At 67.8% G+C, this 19,917-nt stretch carries 20 protein-coding genes; 10 read left to right on the plus strand and 10 right to left on the minus strand.

Going from position 1 to position 19,917, the window contains the following annotated elements; translation table 11 throughout:
• The 5 genes from BGN95_RS07820 to BGN95_RS07840 all read left to right on the plus strand — a co-directional run.
• Window positions 1-1,282, plus strand: a 1,282-nt coding sequence (locus BGN95_RS07820; RefSeq protein WP_286772216.1) for a sulfatase family protein, incomplete at its 5' end; no start/stop codon positions are given.
• Between the two features lie 215 nt (window positions 1,283-1,497).
• Window positions 1,498-2,787, plus strand: coding sequence for an MFS transporter (locus tag BGN95_RS07825; RefSeq protein WP_265268693.1), 1,290 nt, complete (start codon window positions 1,498-1,500; stop codon window positions 2,785-2,787).
• A 12-nt stretch (window positions 2,788-2,799) separates the two neighbouring features.
• Window positions 2,800-3,339, plus strand: a complete 540-nt coding sequence (locus BGN95_RS07830) for a 2,4'-dihydroxyacetophenone dioxygenase family protein (RefSeq protein WP_265268692.1) — start codon at window positions 2,800-2,802, stop codon at window positions 3,337-3,339.
• Window positions 3,336-4,184: an SDR family NAD(P)-dependent oxidoreductase gene (locus BGN95_RS07835; RefSeq protein WP_286772217.1), complete on the plus strand. Its 849-nt coding sequence runs from the start codon at window positions 3,336-3,338 to the stop codon at window positions 4,182-4,184. Before BGN95_RS07830 ends, BGN95_RS07835 begins: the two co-directional genes overlap by 4 nt.
• Complete coding sequence (locus BGN95_RS07840) at window positions 4,184-5,182, plus strand: alcohol dehydrogenase catalytic domain-containing protein (RefSeq protein ID WP_286772218.1); 999 nt, start codon at window positions 4,184-4,186, stop codon at window positions 5,180-5,182. The genes BGN95_RS07835 and BGN95_RS07840 overlap by 1 nt, the downstream gene beginning before the upstream one ends.
• A gap of 21 nt (window positions 5,183-5,203) precedes the next feature.
• On the opposite strand, the gene BGN95_RS07845 is transcribed toward BGN95_RS07840, so the two are convergent.
• Both BGN95_RS07845 and BGN95_RS07850 read right to left on the minus strand, forming a co-directional pair.
• The gene (locus BGN95_RS07845; RefSeq protein WP_286772219.1) at window positions 5,204-7,270 is read right to left on the minus strand and encodes an NHL repeat-containing protein; all 2,067 of its coding nucleotides are present in this window, start codon (window positions 7,268-7,270) and stop codon (window positions 5,204-5,206) included.
• A gap of 118 nt (window positions 7,271-7,388) precedes the next feature.
• Window positions 7,389-7,748: a nuclear transport factor 2 family protein gene (locus BGN95_RS07850; RefSeq protein WP_179511177.1), complete on the minus strand. Its 360-nt coding sequence runs from the start codon at window positions 7,746-7,748 to the stop codon at window positions 7,389-7,391.
• A 104-nt stretch (window positions 7,749-7,852) separates the two neighbouring features.
• Between BGN95_RS07850 and BGN95_RS07855 the strand changes: the two genes are divergently transcribed.
• A complete protein-coding gene (locus BGN95_RS07855; protein ID WP_265268688.1) occupies window positions 7,853-8,635 on the plus strand; it encodes a helix-turn-helix domain-containing protein in 783 nt (260 codons plus the stop codon).
• A 10-nt stretch (window positions 8,636-8,645) separates the two neighbouring features.
• Here the strand turns inward: BGN95_RS07855 and BGN95_RS07860 are convergent, their stop codons facing one another.
• Both BGN95_RS07860 and BGN95_RS07865 read right to left on the minus strand, forming a co-directional pair.
• On the minus strand, window positions 8,646-9,047 hold the full coding sequence (locus BGN95_RS07860; RefSeq protein WP_265268687.1) for a DUF1801 domain-containing protein: 402 nt from the start codon (window positions 9,045-9,047) through the stop codon (window positions 8,646-8,648).
• A 53-nt stretch (window positions 9,048-9,100) separates the two neighbouring features.
• Complete coding sequence (locus tag BGN95_RS07865) at window positions 9,101-9,556, minus strand: YaiI/YqxD family protein (protein WP_502688269.1); 456 nt, start codon at window positions 9,554-9,556, stop codon at window positions 9,101-9,103.
• Window positions 9,557-9,650: 94 nt separating this feature from the next.
• Between BGN95_RS07865 and BGN95_RS07870 the strand changes: the two genes are divergently transcribed.
• Together BGN95_RS07870 and BGN95_RS07875 are read left to right on the plus strand one after the other, a co-directional pair.
• Window positions 9,651-9,980: an SMR family transporter gene (locus BGN95_RS07870; protein ID WP_265268686.1), complete on the plus strand. Its 330-nt coding sequence runs from the start codon at window positions 9,651-9,653 to the stop codon at window positions 9,978-9,980.
• An 87-nt stretch (window positions 9,981-10,067) separates the two neighbouring features.
• Window positions 10,068-11,891 carry a DUF885 domain-containing protein gene (locus BGN95_RS07875; protein WP_286772220.1) on the plus strand — a complete coding sequence of 608 codons (1,824 nt, stop codon included), beginning with the start codon at window positions 10,068-10,070 and terminating at the stop codon, window positions 11,889-11,891.
• Between the two features lie 43 nt (window positions 11,892-11,934).
• Here the strand turns inward: BGN95_RS07875 and BGN95_RS07880 are convergent, their stop codons facing one another.
• A complete protein-coding gene (locus tag BGN95_RS07880; RefSeq protein WP_286772223.1) occupies window positions 11,935-13,044 on the minus strand; it encodes an alpha/beta fold hydrolase in 1,110 nt (369 codons plus the stop codon).
• 90 nt (window positions 13,045-13,134) lie between these two features.
• Here BGN95_RS07880 and BGN95_RS07885 point away from each other — a divergent pair, with 90 nt between their 5' ends.
• Window positions 13,135-13,395 carry a hypothetical protein gene (locus BGN95_RS07885; RefSeq protein WP_265268683.1) on the plus strand — a complete coding sequence of 87 codons (261 nt, stop codon included), beginning with the start codon at window positions 13,135-13,137 and terminating at the stop codon, window positions 13,393-13,395.
• Window positions 13,396-13,476: 81 nt separating this feature from the next.
• On the opposite strand, the gene BGN95_RS07890 is transcribed toward BGN95_RS07885, so the two are convergent.
• Window positions 13,477-13,851 carry a cytochrome c gene (locus BGN95_RS07890; RefSeq protein WP_286772226.1) on the minus strand — a complete coding sequence of 125 codons (375 nt, stop codon included), beginning with the start codon at window positions 13,849-13,851 and terminating at the stop codon, window positions 13,477-13,479.
• Entirely contained in the window at window positions 13,848-15,134 is a 1,287-nt protein-coding gene (locus BGN95_RS07895; RefSeq protein ID WP_502688270.1) for a molybdopterin-dependent oxidoreductase, read from the minus strand. Before BGN95_RS07895 ends, BGN95_RS07890 begins: the two co-directional genes overlap by 4 nt.
• A gap of 135 nt (window positions 15,135-15,269) precedes the next feature.
• On the opposite strand from BGN95_RS07895, the gene BGN95_RS07900 reads away from it, so the two are divergent.
• The gene (locus BGN95_RS07900) at window positions 15,270-16,055 is read left to right on the plus strand and encodes an SDR family NAD(P)-dependent oxidoreductase (RefSeq protein ID WP_265313081.1); all 786 of its coding nucleotides are present in this window, start codon (window positions 15,270-15,272) and stop codon (window positions 16,053-16,055) included.
• A gap of 51 nt (window positions 16,056-16,106) precedes the next feature.
• Here the strand turns inward: BGN95_RS07900 and BGN95_RS07905 are convergent, their stop codons facing one another.
• The 3 genes from BGN95_RS07905 to BGN95_RS07915 all read right to left on the minus strand — a co-directional run.
• Window positions 16,107-16,949 carry a hypothetical protein gene (locus tag BGN95_RS07905; RefSeq protein WP_286772229.1) on the minus strand — a complete coding sequence of 281 codons (843 nt, stop codon included), beginning with the start codon at window positions 16,947-16,949 and terminating at the stop codon, window positions 16,107-16,109.
• 10 nt (window positions 16,950-16,959) lie between these two features.
• Entirely contained in the window at window positions 16,960-18,552 is a 1,593-nt protein-coding gene (locus tag BGN95_RS07910; protein ID WP_286772230.1) for a S10 family peptidase, read from the minus strand.
• A 66-nt stretch (window positions 18,553-18,618) separates the two neighbouring features.
• On the minus strand, window positions 18,619-19,917 hold a 1,299-nt coding region (locus tag BGN95_RS07915), incomplete at its 5' end, for an amidohydrolase family protein (protein WP_286772231.1).

The raw sequence follows: 19,917 nt of genomic DNA on the forward strand, positions 1-19,917 counted from the left end.
CGATGACATGGGGTTCGCCGATCTCTCCTGCTACGGGCGGCAGGAATATCAGACCCCCGTCCTCGATCGGCTGGCGGCAGAAGGGGTGCGCTTCACCCACGCCTACGCCAATAGCGCGGTATGCACCGCGTCGCGCGTCGCGCTGATCACCGGGCGGTATCAATATCGCCTGCCGATCGGCTTGCAGGAGCCGCTCGGCCGGCAGGATATCGGCCTGCCGCCCGCGGTGCCGACGATCGCGTCGCTGCTGCGCGCGCGCGGCTATGCCACGTCGCTGATCGGCAAATGGCACATGGGCGCGCTGCCGAAATATGGCCCGCTCAAGAGCGGCTATGACGAATTCTGGGGGTTGCGCGGCGGCGGGATCGATTATTACCGCCACGCCTTTCAAGGCGCACACGATCTGTGGGACGGCACGACCGAGGTGGCGCAGGCCGGCTATATGACCGACCTGCTCGCCGATCGCACGCTCCTCGCGCTCGATCGGCGCAAGGCCGACGGCAAGCCGTTCTTCATCAGCCTGCACTTCACCGCGCCGCATTGGCCGTGGGAGGAGCCCGATGCCGCGGGCAAGGCCGAATCCGATCGGATCGCCGCCTCGCGCAACCCCGACGCCTATTTCCATTATGACGGCGGATCGATGGCGACCTATGCCGCGATGGTCGGGTCGCTCGACGCCAATATCGGGCGCATCCTCAATAGGCTGGCTGCACTCGGCATGGCCGAGGATACGATCGTCGTCTTCACCAGCGACAATGGCGGCGAGCGTTTCTCGCGCACCTGGCCGTTCACCGGCAAGAAGACCGAATTGCTCGAAGGAGGGCTGCGCATCCCCTCGATCGTGCGCTGGCCGGGCGTCACCGCGGCCGGACGGACATGCGCGGAGCAGACGATGCTGATGGACTGGCTGCCGACCTTCCTTGCCGCGGCCGGCGGCGCGCCCGATCCGCATTACCCCAGCGACGGCATCGACCTCAGGCCCGCGCTGGCCGGGCAAGCATTGCCCGAGCGCACGCTGTACTGGCGCTTCAAGAATCACGACCAGAAAGCGGTGCGCCGCGGGCGGATGAAATATCTGTCGATCGCCGGCAACGAATTCCTGTTCGACGTGGTCGCCGATCCGCTCGAACGCGCCAATCTCAAGGATCGCGATCCGCAGACCTTCGCCGCGCTCAAGGCCGCATTCGCGCAATGGAATGTGCAGATGCTCAACGATCCCAATGCGCCAAGCTATGGCTTCAGCGGCAAGGAACTGGCCGATCATTTCGGGATCGACAATTGACGCGGCATGCTGCGCAATCGTTTCGTCATGCAGCGGATGGGCTCTGACGGATGGTTCCGCCTTTCCAGCCGTCATGCCGGGCTCTCACCCGGCATCGAGAGCAACAGGCGGCGGTCCTTGCGACTCTGGATGCCTGGCCGAGCGCGGCATGAGGGCTGGAAAAAACGGGAATCCCGCGTCCGGGTCTATCCACTAGCGCATCGGAGAACGTGTCCTTGACCACCGCATCGCCCCCCTCGCCCGCCCCGTCGAATGCCTATCAGATCCTGCTGGTCGGGCTGCTCAGCCTCAATTTCGGCATCGTCTTCTTCGATCGCAACGCGCTCAATTTCCTGATGCCGTTCGTGAAGCCCGAATTCGGGCTGAGCAACGAACAGGTCGGGCTGATCCAGAGCGGGCTTTCGCTGACCTGGGCGCTCGCCGCCTTCGGCATCGGCCGGCTCTCCGACGCGATCCGCAACCGCAAATTGCTGCTGGTGCTGTCGACGCTGACCTTTTCGGTCTGCTCGTTCCTCACCGGGCTGGCGCAGGGCTTCGCGTTGCTGCTCGGCGCGCGGCTGCTGATGGGGGCGGCCGAGGGCGGGGTGATGCCGATCAGCCATGCGATGGTCGCCGAAGGGGTCTCGCCCGAGCGGCGCGGCATCGCGCAGGGCATCGCGCAGAACCTGGGATCGAACCTGCTCGGCTCGTTCGTCGCGCCGGTGCTGCTCGTCTCCTTCGCCGCGGCTTATGGGTGGCGCGAGGCGTTCTATCTCGCCGGGGTGCCGGGGCTGATCAGCGCGGGGTTGATCTGGCTGCTGATCCGCGAACCCGAAATGGCGCAGCGGCCGGTGCGGGAGCCGGCGGCGGGCGGCGCGGGGCTGGGGCTGCTCGCCAATCGCAACGTGCTGATCTGCGCGCTGATGTCGGTCCTGCTCGTCTCCTATGTCGTGGTCTGCTGGGTGTTCATGCCGCTCTATCTCACCGAGACGCGCGGCTATGCGCCGAAGGTGATGCAATGGCTGATGGGCACGCTGGGGCTCTCCGCGGCGCTCGGCAGCTTCCTCGTCTCGGGGCTGTCGGACCGGATCGGGCGGCGCCCGGTGATGATCGCGACCCCGCTGATCGGCGCCTTGCTGCCGCTCAGCGCGATGTTCCTGTTCGGGCCGACCTGGCTGCTCGCCGCCGCCTTCTTCATCGGCTGGGGGCTCAACGGCATCCTCCCGCTGGTGATGGCGACGGTGCCGTCGGAAAGCGTCAAGCCGCTCCACATCGCCACCGCGCTCGGGCTGTGCATGGGGGCGGGCGAATTGATCGGCGGCGTGCTCACCCCCTGGGCGGCGGGGCGCGCGGCGGATGCGACAAATCTGGCGGCGCCGCTGTGGATCATGCTGGGGCTGGCGATCGCCGCCGCTTTCTGCGCCGCCTGGCTCAAGGAGACCGCGCCGGCGCTTCGCGATCGTCCGGGTCGGCTTCGCCCCAGTGCAAGACGGGACGGACAAGGCGAGCCATCGTCGAGCGGCTGAGAGGAGCTTGATATGTCTTCAGTCATGACGGCGCCGCCGTCCGACCGCGCCGAGATCGTCGATGTCGGTTTCCCGTTCAAATCCCTGGTCGACCGGCTCAGCCCCGGCGGGCGCTATATCGATGCCCAGAGCGACGTCGACAGCCCGTGGGTGCCGTTCGGCGACAAGGCCGCGATCAAGCATCTCGCGTTCGACGTGCGTCAGGGCATCTTCTCGAACATCCTGTGGGTGAAGGAGCCGGGGGTCGTCGGCACCCACCTTCATCGCGGGACGATCGTGATGGTCTGCCTCGAGGGCAGCGTGCGCTATCTCGAATATGATTGGGTCGCCTCGCCGGGCGGGCTGATCCTCGAGGTGCCGGGCGAAAGCCATACGCTCGTCACCGAGCATCCCGAGGGGGTGAAATTGTTCGGCTGGATGCAGGGGCCGATCGAATTCTACGACGCCGACGGCAAGTTCGTCGATACGACCGACGTCTGGTGGTTCATCAACCATTATGAGAGCCATTGCCGCGCGCACGGCATCGCGATCAATCCGAAGCTCTATCTGTGAGCACGCTCGACCAGTTCGCCATCGCCGGTCGATCGGCACTGGTGACGGGGGCGGCATCGGGGATCGGTCTCGCCTATGCCGAGACGATGGCCGAGGCCGGCGCCGGCGTGACGCTGACCGATATCGACGCCGAAGGCGCGGCGCGCGAGGCAGCGCGGCTGCGCGACGCCGGATATGATGCGCGCGCGCAAGGGTGCGACGTCACCGATCTCGATCAGGTCGCGCGCGCGTTCGATGCGCATGTCGCGGCGTACGGCGGGTGCGACATCGCCTTCGCCAACGCCGGGCTCGATCCTGGCCACGGCTTCTGGACCCCCGACGGCAAGCGCGACCCCGAAGGGCAGATCGACGTCTACGATCCGGCGCGCTGGCACCGCTCGATCGCGGTCAATCTGACCGGCGTGTTCCACACCGTGCGCGAGGCAGCCCGTGTGATGAAGCGCAACGAACGCGCGACCGGGCGCCGCGGCGGATCGATCGTCATCACCTCGTCCAACGCCGCCGAGGTCAATGAGGCGATCGTCGGCGTGCCCTATATGCCGGCCAAGGCGGGGGTGAAGCATTTCATGCGCCATATGGCCTATGAGCTCGCGGCGTTCGGCATCCGGGTCAACGCGATCGCGCCGGGGCCGTTCGTCACCAATATCGGCGGCGGCTGGGTCAAGAACAATCCGGCGGCCCGCGCCGCGTGGGACGAGCTGGTGCCGGTCGGCCGGATCGCCGACCCCGATCAGATCAAGCCGCTCGCGCTGCTGCTGGCGAGCGACGCCGGCAGCTATATGACGGGAAGCCACGTGATGATCGACGGCGGGATGCAGCTCGGCCCGGTCAAGCCGCTGTCGTGATGCGCGCGGCGGTCATGCAGCAACTCGGGCAGCCGCTGCGCATCGAGCGGCTGCCCGATCCCACCCCCGGCCCGGGCGAGCTTGTGGTGCGGGTCGGGCGCTGCGGCATCTGCGGCTCCGATCTGCACATGACCGAGGACCCCGCCTATGGCAAAGGCCCCGGCACCGTGCTCGGCCACGAATTCGCGGGCGAGGTCGTCGCGCTGGGACGCGGGACGGACGGGATAGGGTTGGGCGATCTCGTCTCGGTCATCCCGCTCGCCAGTTGCGGACAATGCGCCGCGTGCCTTGCCGGCGAACCCGCGTGGTGCGCAGGCTTTGGGCTGCAGGGCGGCGGCTATGCCGAATATGCCGTCACCCGCCCCAATCAATGCGTGCGCCTGCCCAAAACCGCCAGCCTTTCCGACGGCGCGATTATCGAGCCGCTCGCGGTGGCGCTGCACGGGGTCAATATGAGCGGGCTCCAACCCGGCGATCGCGTGCTGATCCTCGGCGCGGGGCCGATCGGGCTGGCGGTCGCCTTCTGGGCGCGGCGGCGCGGGGCGAGCGCGGTGGTGCTGCAGGATATCGCCACGCACCAGCGCGAGCGCGCGCTGGCGATGGGAGCAACCGATTTCGTCGCCGATCGCGACGATCCGGTCGGCGCGGCTGCGCGAGCGCTGGGCGCGGCGGATATCGTGTTCGAATGCGTCGGGAGGCCGGGGCTGATCGCGCAGGCGGTGCGCCAGGTGCGCAACCGCGGCACGATCCTGCTGCTCGGATTATGCACCCAGCCGGATACGTTCAACAGCTTCGCGATGCTGTCGAAAGAGGTGCGGCTGATCACCTCGGCTTTTTTCACCCGGCAGGAATATGAGGCCGCGCTCGATGCGCTCGACGCCGGCGCCGTCGAGCCGCGGTTGCTCGTCACCGGTACGATCGCGCTGGAGGATACCCCTGCCCGCTTCGAGGCGCTGCGCCACCGGACGGACGATTGCAAAGTGCTGATCGCGCCATAGCATTTCCCGAGCGGCGGCGGCTCAGCGGATCGTGATCGGCAGATCGCGCTTCCCCGAGGCGACATTCCCGGCGTGATCGGCGGCATAGATGCGGATCGTATAATCCCCCGGCGCGAGATCCGCCGGGCTCCACCCGCCCTCCTCCGCGCGGCCGTGGCGCACGATATTGGTGACGACGTAGAGGAAGCGCGTCCGCTGGTCGCTGTGGACCGTATCCCCGCTCGCCGGGGCATAAGCGATCCGCGCCGCGTCGGCGGCATTCGGCATGCGATCGAACTCGATCATGACGCGCGGTTGTTCGAAGCCGGGGACCGGCGTCCCGTCGGATTTCAGGATCTGGAACCCGGCCTTGTACAGGCCGAGCCGGCGGCGCGCGGCATTGTCGTCCACCTGATCCCACGCCTCGACGACGATGCTGACATCCCCGCCCGCCGCCGGCACCACGAGCCGCCCCTTGTCCGATGCGGTCAGCCGCTGCCCCTTGCCGTCGAGGACATGCACGTCATCGATATGCGGCGCGACATGATCACCGAACCCGGGAAAGCGCAGCAGCAACGCATTGACCTTGGCGCGCGGCGGCCCGAGTTCGAGGTGGACATGCGCCATGCGGTTGATCGTGCCGAGCGGATCGCCGACGCGGAAGCGCGTGCCGCGCTTGATCCGCACGCGGGCGGCCCGCCCCTGCGCATCGCGCGTGACGCGGAAGCGCGCCGGATCGAGCGACGCGCCCGCCTCGGTGCGGCCGACGCGCATGTGGATATAGGTCATATCGTCGATGCGCAGCCCCTCGCTCAGCCCGTCGAAGCCCCAATTGGGGATCGGATCGCGCACCGTCTCGTCCGCCGACGCGACCGCGGTCGTTCCCGGCGGGGAGCTGATATCGAGCCCGGCGTGGAGGTGATCGCGGCTCTCGCCTTCGTAATTGCCGCGCACCTCGCCGAGATCGCCGACCACTTCGTGCCAGCCGAGCTGCGGGCGGAACGGCCAAGGGACCAGCGACGCGCGGACCAGCGCGGGCGGCGCGGGTTGCGGAAGGGGAGCCGATGCGGCGCCGGCGCGACGCGGGGCGAGCTTGCGAATCGCATAGGCCGAGGCATCGGCGACATAGAGCGCGCCCGCGCGATCGATCGCCAGCCCGGCGGGGCCGATCAGCGGCAACGCGGCATTGCCCTCGACCGGCGATCCCGGCCCGGCGAGCACCTCCAGCGCACCCGAGGGGGAGAGCTGGACGATGCGTCCGCGCTGGAAGGCGGCGATATAGACGAACCCGTCGTGGGTCGGCACCACCCCGACCGCGCCCCTGAGCAACCCGGTGCCGTCCTTGGGGTCGGTGCGCGCGAGCGTCGAGACCTGGCCGTCCGGCAAAACCTTGCGCAGCGCGTCGTTGCCGGTATCCGCGACGAGCAACGCGCCGCCGCGATCGAGCGCGACGCCGGTCGGCGTGTCGAACGCCGCCGCTGCGCCCTGCCCGTCGGCAAAACCCGGCATGTCCTGCCCCGCCAATGTCCGCACCTGGCCGTCGGCGCCGATCGCGCGGATGCGATCGTTATAGGTGTCGGCGACATAGACATTGCCCTTGTCGTCCACCGCGACGCCGATCGGCCCGTCGAACCGCGCCTGCGCCGCCGCGCCGTCGCGATAGCCCGCCGTCCCGTCACCCGCGAGCGTCGTGACCGTGCCGTCCGCGCCGATCCGGCGGATACGATTGGCACCGGTCTCCGCGACGAAGACATTCCCCGCGCGATCGAGCGCGATCCCCGACGGGGTATCGAACGATCCGGGCAAAGTCGTCACATTGCCGTCGGGGTCGATCTTGCGGACGCGCCCGGCATCGGCGACGTAAAGCGCCCCGTGCGCATCGATCGCCACCGCGAACGGATCGCCGAAGCGCGCCTGCGCCGCCGCGCCGTCGGTATGACCCCGCACCCCGTCGCCCGCCACATTGGTCAGCGCCGCGGGCCAGCCGAACCGCGTCGGCGCGGGCGACAGCACGCCCGGCCGCGACAGCAACCAGATCCCGCCCCCCACCACGGCGAGAAGGAGGAGGGCCATCGCCACGGCGACCTTGCGGGGTAATTTACTCAACATCAGGCGCGCGCCTTTGCCGCAATCCGCGCGGCAAGCTCAACAGCGGATTACCGAAAAATCGCGTGCCTCTCCTGAAAGGGGTGCGGTGCGGGCGCCGGCCCGCACCGCACATCGGTCATTATGCGGCGGTGCCGTCGAGGAAGCCGACCACTTCGGCGATGCGCCCGGCTTCGTCCAGCCGCACCACATCGGTCCCGGCCGCGACCGCCGGTCCGTCGGCCGCCAGCGTCCAGGAGAAGCGCACGTAATTGCCGTAGCCGTCGGGCGTCCCCGCGAGCGTGAAGGCATGTCCGGGGAATTGCGCCCGCGCCGCCGCGATCATCGCCGCAATCCCTTCGCGCCCGTCGCCCTTCATCAACGGATCGACATAACGCGCATCGTTCGACCAGCCGGCGAACAGCCGGTCGGCCCGCGCAGCATCGTCGGCCTCGTTCCACACCGCCAGATAGTTGTGGGCAATGGTATTGGGGTCGGTCATCTTTCGTCTCCGTTGTTGGTCCGGAGAAAATGACGCCGCCGCATGGCCAAAGCGATTACCTGCCAGGTAATGGCACGCACGCAGCTGGGGTTTAGGATCGGTTTATGGCTACACAAACCAACGGCGTCGGCGATCTCCTGCGCGACTGGCGCGCGCGGCGCCGGCTGAGCCAGCTCGATCTGGCGGGCGAGGCCGATGTGTCGACGCGGCATCTGAGCTTCGTCGAGAGCGGGCGCGCCGCGCCGAGCCGCGACCTGCTGCTGCGCCTCGCCGAACCGCTGGCGCTGCCGCTGCGCGAGCGCAACCGGCTGCTCCTCGCCGCCGGCTTCGCGCCGCTCCACCCGGAGCGATCGATCGACGAACCCGATATGGCCGCCGCAAAGGAGGTGATCGGCGCGGTGCTCCGCGGCCACGGGCCCTTTCCAGCGCTTGCGGTCGACCGGCATTGGAATCTCGTCGCCGCGAACGATGCGGCCGGGGCGTTGCTGGCGGGGGTCGATCCGGCGCTGCTCGCGCCGCCGACCAACGTGTTGCGCGCCAGCCTGCATCCCGACGGCCTCGCGCCGCGGATCGTCAACCTCGCCGAATGGCGGCATCACCTGCTCGCACGGCTGCGCGACGATGCCGAACGGTCCGGCGATCCGATATTGTTCGCGCTGCATCAGGAGTTGCGCGCGCTGCCTGCGCCGGCAAGCGAAAGGCCGCACGGCCCGACCGCACGGATCGCGGTGCCGCTGGTCATCCGCGATCCGGCCAGCGACATGCCATTGTCGTTCCTCTCGACGACGACGGTGTTCGGCACCGCGGTCGACGTGACGTTGGCCGAGCTGACGCTCGAATGTTTTTACCCCGCCAATGAGGAGACGCGGCGCGCGCTGCAGCGCTGAGCCGCGGTTCTCAGCCCCCGGCAGCGTCGAGACGCCGGCGAATGTCGCGGTAAGCCGCCGCGACCAGCCGGTCGAGCGCGGCTTCGTCGGGCATCCGCCCCACCCGCAGCTTCACGTGGCGCATGCGCTTGCCCGCGCCCTCCAGAAGGCCGGCCGGATCGTCGAGGAAGGCGCCGAAGAAGAAGCCGATATTGGCATGTTCGGCATAAGCGTCGACATAAGCGAAAGCCGCATCCCCGGCGCAGGCCGTCGGGCGCGCGTCGTGGATCAGCTCGCGCACGTCGGGGCCGCACGCGCGCAGTCGCTCGAACCACGGCTCGGCCAGCCCGCGCAGCGCATCACCGCCGGCGAACCACGCCTCGACCGCGGGGTCGCGGCGACCCGCCGTCGGAAAGCGGAACAGGGCGTCCATCGCGCCGGTCTATCGGTGAGACGACCCGCGCGCAATCAGCGGTAGCGCACCGGTCAGCCGCGCCGTTTCAGCCGCACCAGCGTCTCGTCCAGCGCGGAAAGAAAGCGTGATCGGTCGGTCTTGGAAAAAGGCGGCGGCCCGCCGATCACATCCCCGCCCGCCCGCAGATCGGCCATGATCGCGCGCGTCGCGATCGCCCCGCCGATCGATGCGGTGGTGAACGGGCGGCCGTTTGGCGCGAGCACCGCCGCGCCATTCTTCAGGCAACGATCGGCGAGGAGGATATCGGCGGTGACGACCACGGTCTGCGCATCGGCGCGCTCGGCGATCCAGTCGTCGGCGGCGTCGAACCCGCTCCCGACCAGCTCGCGCGCGATCAGCGGGTGGGCCGGCACCCGGATCGGGCTGTTGCTGACGATCGTGACCGGCACCGCGTGGCGGAAGGCGACCTTGTACACCTCCTCCTTGACCGGGCAGGCATCGGCATCGACCAATATCATCAGCGGCATCGGCGCGTCCTATCGCGCTCGCGCGGCGGAGGCCAGTTGCGCCGATCAGGACAGCAATATTGTCCGGCATCGCCGCTCCCCCTATCGCGAGCGGATGAGCTACGCCTTTCTCGCGATCGCGATCATCTCCGAAGTGATCGGCACCTCGTTCCTCAAACAATCCGAGGGGTTCACCCGCCCGTTGCCGACGCTGATCATGGGAATCTGTTATGTCGTAGCCTTCTATTTCCTGTCGCTGACGCTTCGCCACATCCCGACTGGGGTCGCCTATGCGATCTGGTCGGGCGTCGGGATCGTGCTGATCGCGGCGATCGCCTGGATCGTTCAGGGGCAGAAGCTCGATGCCGCGGCGCTCATCGGGATGGGGCTGATCATCGCCGGGGTTGTCGTGATGAACCTGTTTTCCGCCACCGCCGGCCATTGATCGCCCGTCGCCGACCGGCGAGCATTGCCTCCGCAGGGCGATCGCGTTTACCCCCGCGCGGTTACCAATCCCCGGGGGAATATTCCAATGGATCGCCGTTCGTTTCTTGGCCACGCCAGTATCGCCGCCGTCGCCGCGAGCCTGCCCGCCGGCGCTTATGCCGCGACAAGCGCCGCCACCGCCGGCAGCAACGATGCGAAGCTCCACGCGCTGCTCGACCGGATTTTCGCCGACCGGCTGGTCAGCAATCCCGAAGGCGCGACGCGGCTGGGGCTCGATACCGGCAAGAACGCCGCGCTGAAATCGCGGCTCGAAGGACGCGGCGCGATCGATGCCGCGCGCGATCTCGCCCGCGCCAAGAGCGAGTTCGCCGCGATCCGCGCGATCGACCCGGCGACGCTCGGCGAGGATGCGCGGCTCGATTACGACGTCGTCGCCTGGCAGCTCGAACGCAGCATCGCCGGGCAGGAGCGGTTCCACTACGGCTCGAACGGCGGGCGCTTCTCGCCCTATCTGCTGAGCCAGCTGACCGGCGCCTATCAGGACATCCCCGATTTCCTCGATACCCAGCATCGCGTGAAGGACGCCGCCGATGCGGACGCCTATCTCGCGCGGCTCGGCGCCTTTGCGACGGTGCTCGATCAGGAGACCGAGCAGCAGCGGATCGACGCCGGCAAGGGCGTGTTCGCGCCGGACTATATCCTCGATACCACGCTCAAGCAGTTCGCCGCGCTGCGCGACAAGCCGGCGGCCGAAACCGGGCTCGTCACCGGCTTTGCCGAGAAACTGAACAAGGCCGGGCTGCCCGTCGAACGCGCGACGCAGGCCGCGGCGCTGGTGGCGGACAGGGTGTTCCCCGCGCTCGATCGCCAGCGCGCCCTGGTCAAGGAATTGCGCGGCAAGGCGGCGCATGACGCCGGGGTGTGGCGCCTGCCCGACGGCGACGCTTATTACGCCGCCGCCGCCGAAGCCGCGACCACCGCCCGGCTGACGGGGGACGAGATCCACACGCTCGGGCTGGAGCAGGTCGCCGAGATCAGCGCGCGGATCGACGCGATCCTCAAAACGCAGGGCATGTCGCAGGGGACGGTCGGCGCACGGCTGGTCGCGCTCAACGAGCGGCCCGATCAGGTCTTCCCCAATACCGACGAAGGCCGCGCCGCGCTGCTCGACCAGCTCAACCGGCAGATCCGCCGGATGGAGCCGCGGCTTCCCGAGCAATTCGCCACCCTGCCCAAGGCCCCCGTGGAGGTGCGCCGCGTGCCCCCGGCGATCCAGGCCGGCGCGCCGGGCGGCTATTATCAGAACGCCTCGCTCGACGGCTCCCGCCCCGGCATCTATTATATCAACCTGCGCGACACGTTCGATCGGCCGAAGTTCGGCCTCGCCACGCTGACGCATCACGAGGCGATCCCGGGCCACCATTTGCAGGTGATGCTGGCGCTCGAATCGAAGGATATTCCGCTGATCCGCCGGCGCGGCTTCTTCAGCGGCTATTCCGAAGGCTGGGCGCTCTATTCGGAGCAGCTCGCCGACGAAATGGGAATGTTCGAGGGCGATCCGCTGGGGCAGGTCGGCTATCTCCAGTCGCTGCTGTTCCGCGCGACCCGGCTGGTGGTCGATTCCGGCATGCATGCGAAGCGCTGGAGCCGCGAGAAGGCGACGGATTACCTCATCGCCACCACCGGCATCGCGCGCGGCCGCAGCCAGGGCGAGATCGACCGCTATACCGTCTGGCCGGGGCAGGCGTGCAGCTACAAGATCGGTCACACCGTCTGGACCAAATTGCGCGATGAGGCACGCGCCAAGGCGGGCGCGAACTGGGACCCGCGCGCTTTCCACTCGGTGCTGCTCAAGGGCGCGATGCCGCTCACCGTGCTCGAGCGACTGGTCCGCGCGCGCATCGCCTGACGCCGATCAGGGCGGGGGGAGGTTTCGCCCCTCCCCCGGCGTTTCACGGCGCGACGTCGCCCGCCTTCGCCGCAATCGGCCGCGCGTAATCGACCAGCGTCATCAGCAGCTTGCCCGGCTCCTCGCTGGTGATGTGGTGCCCCGAGCGCTCGAACCATACGAGCCGCTTCGACGGCGCGTTCACCTTCGCATACCATTCAGCGGCAACGTCGCTCGATACGTTGATATCGTGCCGCCCGAGCAGCAGGATCAGCGGCACCTTGAGCGTCCGGATCGTCGACAGATCGGTCGTCAGGATCTTCGGCAACAGCGCCTGCGTCACCGGCGGCTGGCCCTTGAAGGCGTTGCGGACATCCTCGTCGCTGTATTCGGGGGCGAGCTTGAACGCCGCCATCTCGAAATCGCCGCCGGTCCGCCGCCACGCCGCGCCGCCATAATGGCCGAGCCATTTGCGCTGGATCAGCAACGCATCGACCGGCAGCGGCGCATCGCCCTGCGCGTAGGGCGCGATCGATTCGAGTTCGCGGATCGCCTCAACATTATTGTCGGCCTTGGCCTGCGCCAGGGTCCACGCCCAGCCGCGCTGTTCGCTTTCGCGCCCGTTGGTCATCTGGCCCATCCCGATATAGGCATAGAGCCATTCGGGGTGCGCCGCGGCGAGCTTGAGCCCGAGCATGCTGCCCCAGCTATGCCCGAGAACGAACACCTTGCGCTTGCCGAACCGCTTGCGCGCCCATTGCACCAGCTCCTCTGCGTCCTGCTGATAGCGTTCGGGGGTGAGCAAGGCGGGGTCGTTCGCGCCGCTGGCGGTATAGGTCTTGCCCGCATTGCGCTGATCCCACTGGACCACGGTGAAATATTCGTCCCACCCGCGATCCCACCACCAATCGAGTGGCATTTCGACGAAGCCGGGGCCGCCGTGGAAATAGATGATCACCGGGTTGCGCAGATCCTGGCTGCGGATCGACACGACCTGCTTGATCCCGCCGATCGGGATCGTCTCGATCGCCTGCAGCCCATTGGGGCTGACGATCTGGCGCAACCCGGCGATGATCTTCACCGCCTCGGCGCGATTATGCGGCCCCACACTATCCTGCGCCGCAACCGGCACCGCCAAAGATGCCATCGCCAGAAAAGCCGCAAACCCCTTCATCTTTCACCTTTCTCGTTGGATCGCCGATATCTAGCGACGACCGCCGGCCCCGGCCATGCGCCGTCGCGCAAAATCGGTTATCGCCGCGGCATGGCGAAGAAGAAGCGCTATCTCACGGCCACGCTGCCCGACGGCTATGTCAAGACGATCGGCCCGACCGCGGCCGATTTCACGCATTATTGGCGGATCGTCGCCGAGCTGGCCAACGGGCGCACCGAGGTCTTCTGGGGGCACACCAAGTCGCTCCGCGAGGCGACCGCGAAGAAAGCGGCCACCGCCGATGCCGCCCGGCAGCGCGGCTGGTCGCGCTATGCGTTCGAGATCGTCGAACTGACCGAGACGCCCGCCTAGCCTTCGCCGGGGTGGTACGCGCTTCCTTGTGTCGCCGCGAAGGCGGGAGCCCAGGAAAGCTCGGCATGATCCCGATTACCGTTAGCGCCCGTCGGCGTGTTTCGTCTGCAGCGCGACCAGCGCGTCGACGATCGCCGGCGCCTGATCGGCGGGGACCGGCGCGCCATAAGCGTCGCGCATCTTGTCGACGATCGCCTGCCATTGCGCCTTCGACAGCTGCGGCTGATACAGGATCATGCTCGTCGAGTGACAGGCGAGGCAATGCGCGTTGAGCGGGGCGACCGCCGCGCCCTCGCCGAAGGTCTGATCGTCCTCGGGCAGCGCGATGCTCGTCGAGCGGAGCGCGGCGAACTTGGCCTGTTGCCCGTTGTCGGATGCCGGCTCGCGGACCGCGCCGGAACAGGCGGCGAGCGCGCCGATCGCGAGCGCCGCCAGGGCAATGCGTGCGCCCCTCATACCAGCCGCACCGTGCAGGCTTCGACGCAATTTCGCATATAGCCACCCGGATTCCAGTTGGGCGCCATCGGCTGCGCCTCCCCCTTTTCGTTCGTGCAGCGCGACATGATCGTCATCGTGCCATGCGCGAGAACGGGAATGACCGCGCTGAAGCGGCGGAAGCTGTACCGCCCCTCGTCGGGGCCGAGCCGCGACGCGATCCAGCTCTTGCCGCCGTCGATCGAGATATCGACGCTCCTGATCCCTTGGTCGCCGCCGAGCGCGATCCCGTTGACCCCGATGCGCGGGCGATATGGCGGGGTGGCGCCATCCTTGAGGTTGGTGATCCACGATCGCGGCGGCATGATGCTGATCGGCGCTTTGGGGAATTCCTTGGTGCCGGGCACGACGTTCGCATGCGGCGTGGTGGGGACCTGATAGGCCTTGGCCATCCAGTAATTGTCGTCGGGGCCGTTCAGCACCTCGATGCTGTCGAGCGACTTGACCCAATAGGTCGAAAACCAGCCGGGGACGATCAGCCGCAGCGGGAAGCCATTGAGCATCGGCAATTGCTCGCCGTTCATCGCGAAGGCGACCATCACCTCGCCGTCCATCGCATGATTCACGGCGAGCGATTTCTTGAACGGATCGACCGCGGTCAGCGGCTTGTCGAGCCCGCCGAAGCGCACACGGGTCGCCGCCGGATCGATCCCGGCAAGCTCGAGCAGGTGGCTGAGCGCCACGCCTTCCCACCGCGCATTGCCCATCGCGCCATGCGACCATTGCGCGCCGGGAACCCGCGGATCGAACAGGGCGCGGCTATTGCCCGAACATTGATTGACCGCGGCATAGGAAATCCGCGGCATCTTGAGGAGTTCGTCGAGGCGCAGCGCGAGCGGACGTTTGACCGCGCCGCCGATCGTCAGCCGGAAACCCGCGACATCGACCTCCAGCGGGATATCCGCCCAATGCCAGCGCACGAAGAAGCGATCATTGGGGGTGAAGACGTTGTCGTTGAAAACCTCCATCGGGGTTTCCAGCAGCGGGGGGCGGTTGCGCTGGACGATCATCGCGCCTTTTTGCGGAAAGGACCCGCTTACCGGGCGGCCGACCAGCCCCGCATCGGGCGCCGGGCGCGAGAAACCGCCCGCCGCGCGCGCGATCGCCCCGCCGGCCAGCGCCGCCGCGCCTGACGCCAACAGCCTGCGCCGGGCCAGAAGGTTAGCCAAGGTCGCGTCGAATCGATCCATATTCCCCTGTCCCATCTCCGGCATTGCCGGCGGCGCGCCGATCGGCAGCGGCATAACATATTCCGCGGCCGTCGCGCAGCGCATGTAAAGATCTGTGATTTCGATGCACGACTGTCATGATGTGATGCGATCTAATCGGCGCTGCCGATCGTTCCTATTCTCGCGCCTTCGAAATCACGGAGAAAACGGATGGACCTTCAACTGACCGGCAAGACCGCATTGGTGACCGGATCGACCGCCGGGATCGGCCTCGCGATCGCCGAGCGCCTCGCCGCCGAAGGCGTGACGGTGACGATCTGCGGCCGCAACCAGGCCAAGCTCGACGAGGCGGCGGCGCGGATCGCCGCGGTCGGCAAGGTCGAGGCGGTGCTCGCCGATCCCGCCACCGCCGAGGGCGCGAACACGCTGATCGCGGCGGTGCCCGACACCGATATCCTGATCAACAACCTCGGCATCTACGAAGCCAAGCCATTCACCGAGATCACCGACGCCGACTGGCATCATCTGTTCGAGGTGAACGTGGTGAGCGGCGCGCGGCTGGCGCGGCATTATTTCCCGCGGATGCTGGCGCGCGACTGGGGCCGCATCCTGTTCGTCGCGAGCGAGAGCGGCCTCGTCGTGCCGAGCGAGATGATCCATTACGGCATGACCAAGACCGCGCAGCTCGCGATCGCGCGCGGGCTGGCCGAGCAGACCCGCGGGACCGGGGTGACGGTCAATTCGGTGATGCCCGGGCCGACGCGATCGGAGGGGATCGTCGAATTCATCCGGTCGGTGGTCGACAACAAGGATGCGCCCGAGGCCGAGCGCGAGGCCGAGTTCTTCAGGACGATGCGCCCGCTGTCGCTGATCCGGCGGCTGATCGAGGCGGACGAGATCGCGGCACAGGTGGCGCTGCTCGCCAGCCCGCTCGGCGCGATCACCAACGGCGCGGCGATCCGCGTCGAGGGCGGGATCATCCCGACGATCGCCTGAGGTCGACCCGACGAGGGGGGCAACGACACGTCGCTCCCCTCGTGCTCCCGCTCAGGTTCGCTCGTCGATCACCACCCGCCAGCCCGCGGCATCGCGCCGCCAGATGCGCACATAGGTCAAATCCTTGCCGCCCGCGCTCGTCACCTTGCCGTAAGTCACCCCCAGATCCCCGGTTCGCGCCGTCCGCATCCCGAGCCGGGCAATCGCCGTCGCCGGCGCATCCGCCGCCAGCGCGGCCTTCGCCTCGGCCCAGGGGAGCGGCGCGCGGCGCGGACGCAGCAACCGCGCATCGGCGGCAAGCATCGCGAATTGCGTATCGCCCTCGCCCTTCAGCACCGCATTGTTGAGCCGGTCGTCGGCCTGCGCCGGATCGCTGCCGGCTGTGCGCTTCCCCGCCGCCAGCCGCTCGACCGTTTGCGGCAACGGCGCCGCCAGGTCGCCCGGCGCGGGCGGCAGGCCGTGATCGAGGAACCAATGCCATTGCCCCGCCGGATCGCGAATCCACACCGTCAGGAACTGGCCGTGCGACGCCTTGCCCGCCGCCGCGAGGCGATACGGCCCGGTGGTCACGCCGAAATCCACCGATTGCGCGATCAGCGCGGTCGCCGGCTGCCATTCCAGCACGACCCCCGGATCGTTCTTGTCGGCGCTCAGCGCCGGGCGCGCGGGCACCGGCGCGGGGCGCAGCAGGATGCCGTCCGCCGCGACATGCGCGAGGAACGCCGCGCCGATCCCCAGCCGCCGCGCATCCGCCGCAAACCGCCGCTCGGCCGCGACGAGGCCGGAAAAGGCGTCGACGCGCACCCTCGCGACGCCGATCCCGGCGACGCCGAGCGACAGCAGCGCGAGCAACGCACCGGGCAGACGCAACCGCCGACGGAGGATCGGGTTCATCTCCTTCGGCTCAGCGGGTGATACTGTCGTAGAAGGCGTCGATATCCTGCCGCAGCCGCGCCGCCGACCCGGGCTCGATGTAGATCATGTGCCCCGAGGGATAATATTTATAGGTGATATTGGCCTTGAGGGCGGGATCGAGCTCCATATGCTCAAGATCGTAATCGGCGCCCGCGAAGGGCGTCGCGATATCGTAATAGCCGTTGAGCGACAGCAATTTCATCTTCGGATTCTGCCGCATCGCCTGGCTGAGATCGACCGAGGTGTTGGCGGCGAACTGGCGGCCGTTGCCCGGCGCGCGATGTTTCCAATCCCAGGCCGGTCCGATACTCGAATAGAAATTCGGGCGATAGGAAAGCTTGGTCTGATAACCGAGATCGTTGAACAGATAATTGTTGATCGCGGCGATGAACGCGCCGGAGATCGCCTCGTTGGCGGCGTCGAATTCGGGGCTGTCGCCGCCCGCGTCGACATCGATCCCGTCGAAGCGGCTGTCGAGCCGGCCGACGGTGCGCCGCTGATCGCGCAGCAATTCCTTGCGGAAGCGATCGGGGCCGGGGCGCAAATTGGTGCGCAGCAGGAAATCGGGCGAGACGCCGAGCAGCGCGCTCGCCTGCTGCGCCATCTGCGTGCGTTCCTCGGGGGTCAGCCGGTCGCCCTTGGAGAGCGCGGCGGCATAAGGGCCGGTCGCAAAGGCCTGCGCCTGCGTGGCGAAGGCATCGAGATCGGCGGGCTTGTTGGCGACGCGGTTATGATACCAGGCGGTCGCCGCGAAGGTCGGGAAGGCATTGACGTGCATCTGATCGACCGAGGGATCGAACAGCAACGGGATGTTGAGCACGGTCGACATGATCGTCGCGCCGGCAAGCTGGACGCCACGCTGCTGGAGCACATAGGCCAGCCCGCCGGTGCGCGTCGTGCCATAGCTTTCGCCGAGCAGGAATTTGGGCGAGGCCCAGCGGTTGTTGATCGTCAGATAGCGCTGGATGCCGCGCGCAAAGGCATCGAGATCGCCGTCGACGCTCCAGAAATCCTTGCCGGTCGCCTTGCCGAGCGGCCGTGACAGCCCGGTGCCGATCGCGTCGAGGAAGACGATATCGGTGCGATCGAGGATCGTATCCGGATTGGCGACGAGCCGCCCCGGCTCGCCGTGCAGCGCATCGAGCCCTGGCACGTCGACCTTGAGCGGACCATAGCTGCCCATGTGCAGCCACATCGACGACGAGCCGGGGCCGCCGTTGTACATGAAGGTGATCGGCCGCGCCTTGCCGCTCCTCGACGCATCGGCGACATAAGCGGTGTAGAACATCGAGGCGATCGGCTCGCCCTCGTCGTTGCGGATCGTGAGCGTACCGGGCGTGACGGTATAGCCGAGCGTCGCACCGTGGAACGGGATCGAGCGGTGGCGCGACACCGAATATTCGATCGCGCTGGCCTGCGCGGTATCGGCCTTGTCGGAAGCACGCGCCGCGTCGTCGGGCGCATTGCCGGGCTCGTCGGCATGCTTGGCCGGCTGCGGCCGGGGCGCCTTGTCGGCGGCATAAGTGGGCAGCGCGATCGCCATCGCGAGTGCGGAGGCGAGCAAAGGTGCGGCAAGGCGCATGTTACTGAATCCCCTTTCGTTATGCGCGAGGGGCTAACCGATCGTATACGGTCGTAGCAACCCCGCTCAGGGCTTGTCCGCACCACCCATTGCCGCCGCGCGACGATAATCGCCCTCGACCTGTGCGAGCATCGCGCCGAGGTCCGCCTGCGAATACCAATGGCCGCCCGCCATGACGCCCGCCGGATGACGCAGCACGCCGAGATCGTCGAGCGGGTTGCGGTCGGTCAGCACCAGATCCGCGCGATATCCCGCCTTCACCTCGCCGAACTTCTTCGGCTCGTGGAGCGTCGCCTGAATATAGTCGCCCGGCGTGCGGGTGGCGGCGGACAAGGCCTGGAAGCGCGTCAGCCCCGCCGCCTGCAGCCGATCGAGATCGTCGTGGAGCGAAAATCCCGGATAAATCCCGGGAATGGTCGGCGCATCAGTGCCGGCCAATAGCGGAATACCGGCGTCGCTCAGTCCCTTGGCAAGGCGCGCCTCGAATGTTGCGCGCGGATCGAGGCTGCCCTTTTTGCTGATATAATCTTCGCGCATCCAATCGAGCCGCCACTCGTAGGGCACGAACTTCGCCTCGGGCCGGGTGTAATAAGCGGCGGCAACCGCAGGGCGCCCCCATTGCGCCGCGATGGTTTCGAAGGTGAACAGATCGGCGACGACGAACGCGCGATTTGCCTTCAGCGTCTGCGCAGCGGTGGCGATGACGCTGTCCGGCGGCGCGGCGAGCGGGTCCTGATCGGGCGGGGTGAACAGCGCGTACATCAGCTCCTCGAGATGCGCGACGAGGACATCGTGCGACTGGAGCTGCTGCGCGAGCGTGACCGCGCGCACATAATGGCCGGTCAGCCCGAGCCCCTCGCGCCGCGCCTCGTCGGCGACAGCGACAAAGGCGTCCGCGGAAAGATTGTTGTAGAGCTTGATGAATTGATAGCCGTTGGTCTTGGCGAGCCGAACGGCCGCGCGCGCCTCGTCCGGCGTCTTGACGACGATCTGGCCGTATTCGGGCGTACCGTCGATCCGCAGCGCGAGATAGATGTGCGGCCCCGGCCGTTTCCCGCTGTTGAACAGCGGCACGCGCTGATCGACGAAGGTCGCGCTGGCGCCGCCGAGGTTGAGGATCGTCGTGACGCCGTTCGCGAGATAGACCTTCATGTCCTCGCGGCTCTCCGAATGGCTATGCATGTCGGCGAGGCCGGGGGACAGATATTTCCCCTGCGCATCGATCACGCGCGCCTCGGCGGGAAGGTGCAGGTTCGGGCCGATCGCGGTGATCGCGTCTCCGGTCACGACGACGTCCTGATCACGCAGCACCTGTTCGCGATCCATCGGGACGACGTTGACGTGACGGAAGGCCGTCACCGGCTC

Source organism: Sphingomonas sp. 66-10 (assembly GCF_001897045.1).
Taxonomy (GTDB): domain Bacteria; phylum Pseudomonadota; class Alphaproteobacteria; order Sphingomonadales; family Sphingomonadaceae; genus Sphingomonas; species Sphingomonas lycopersici.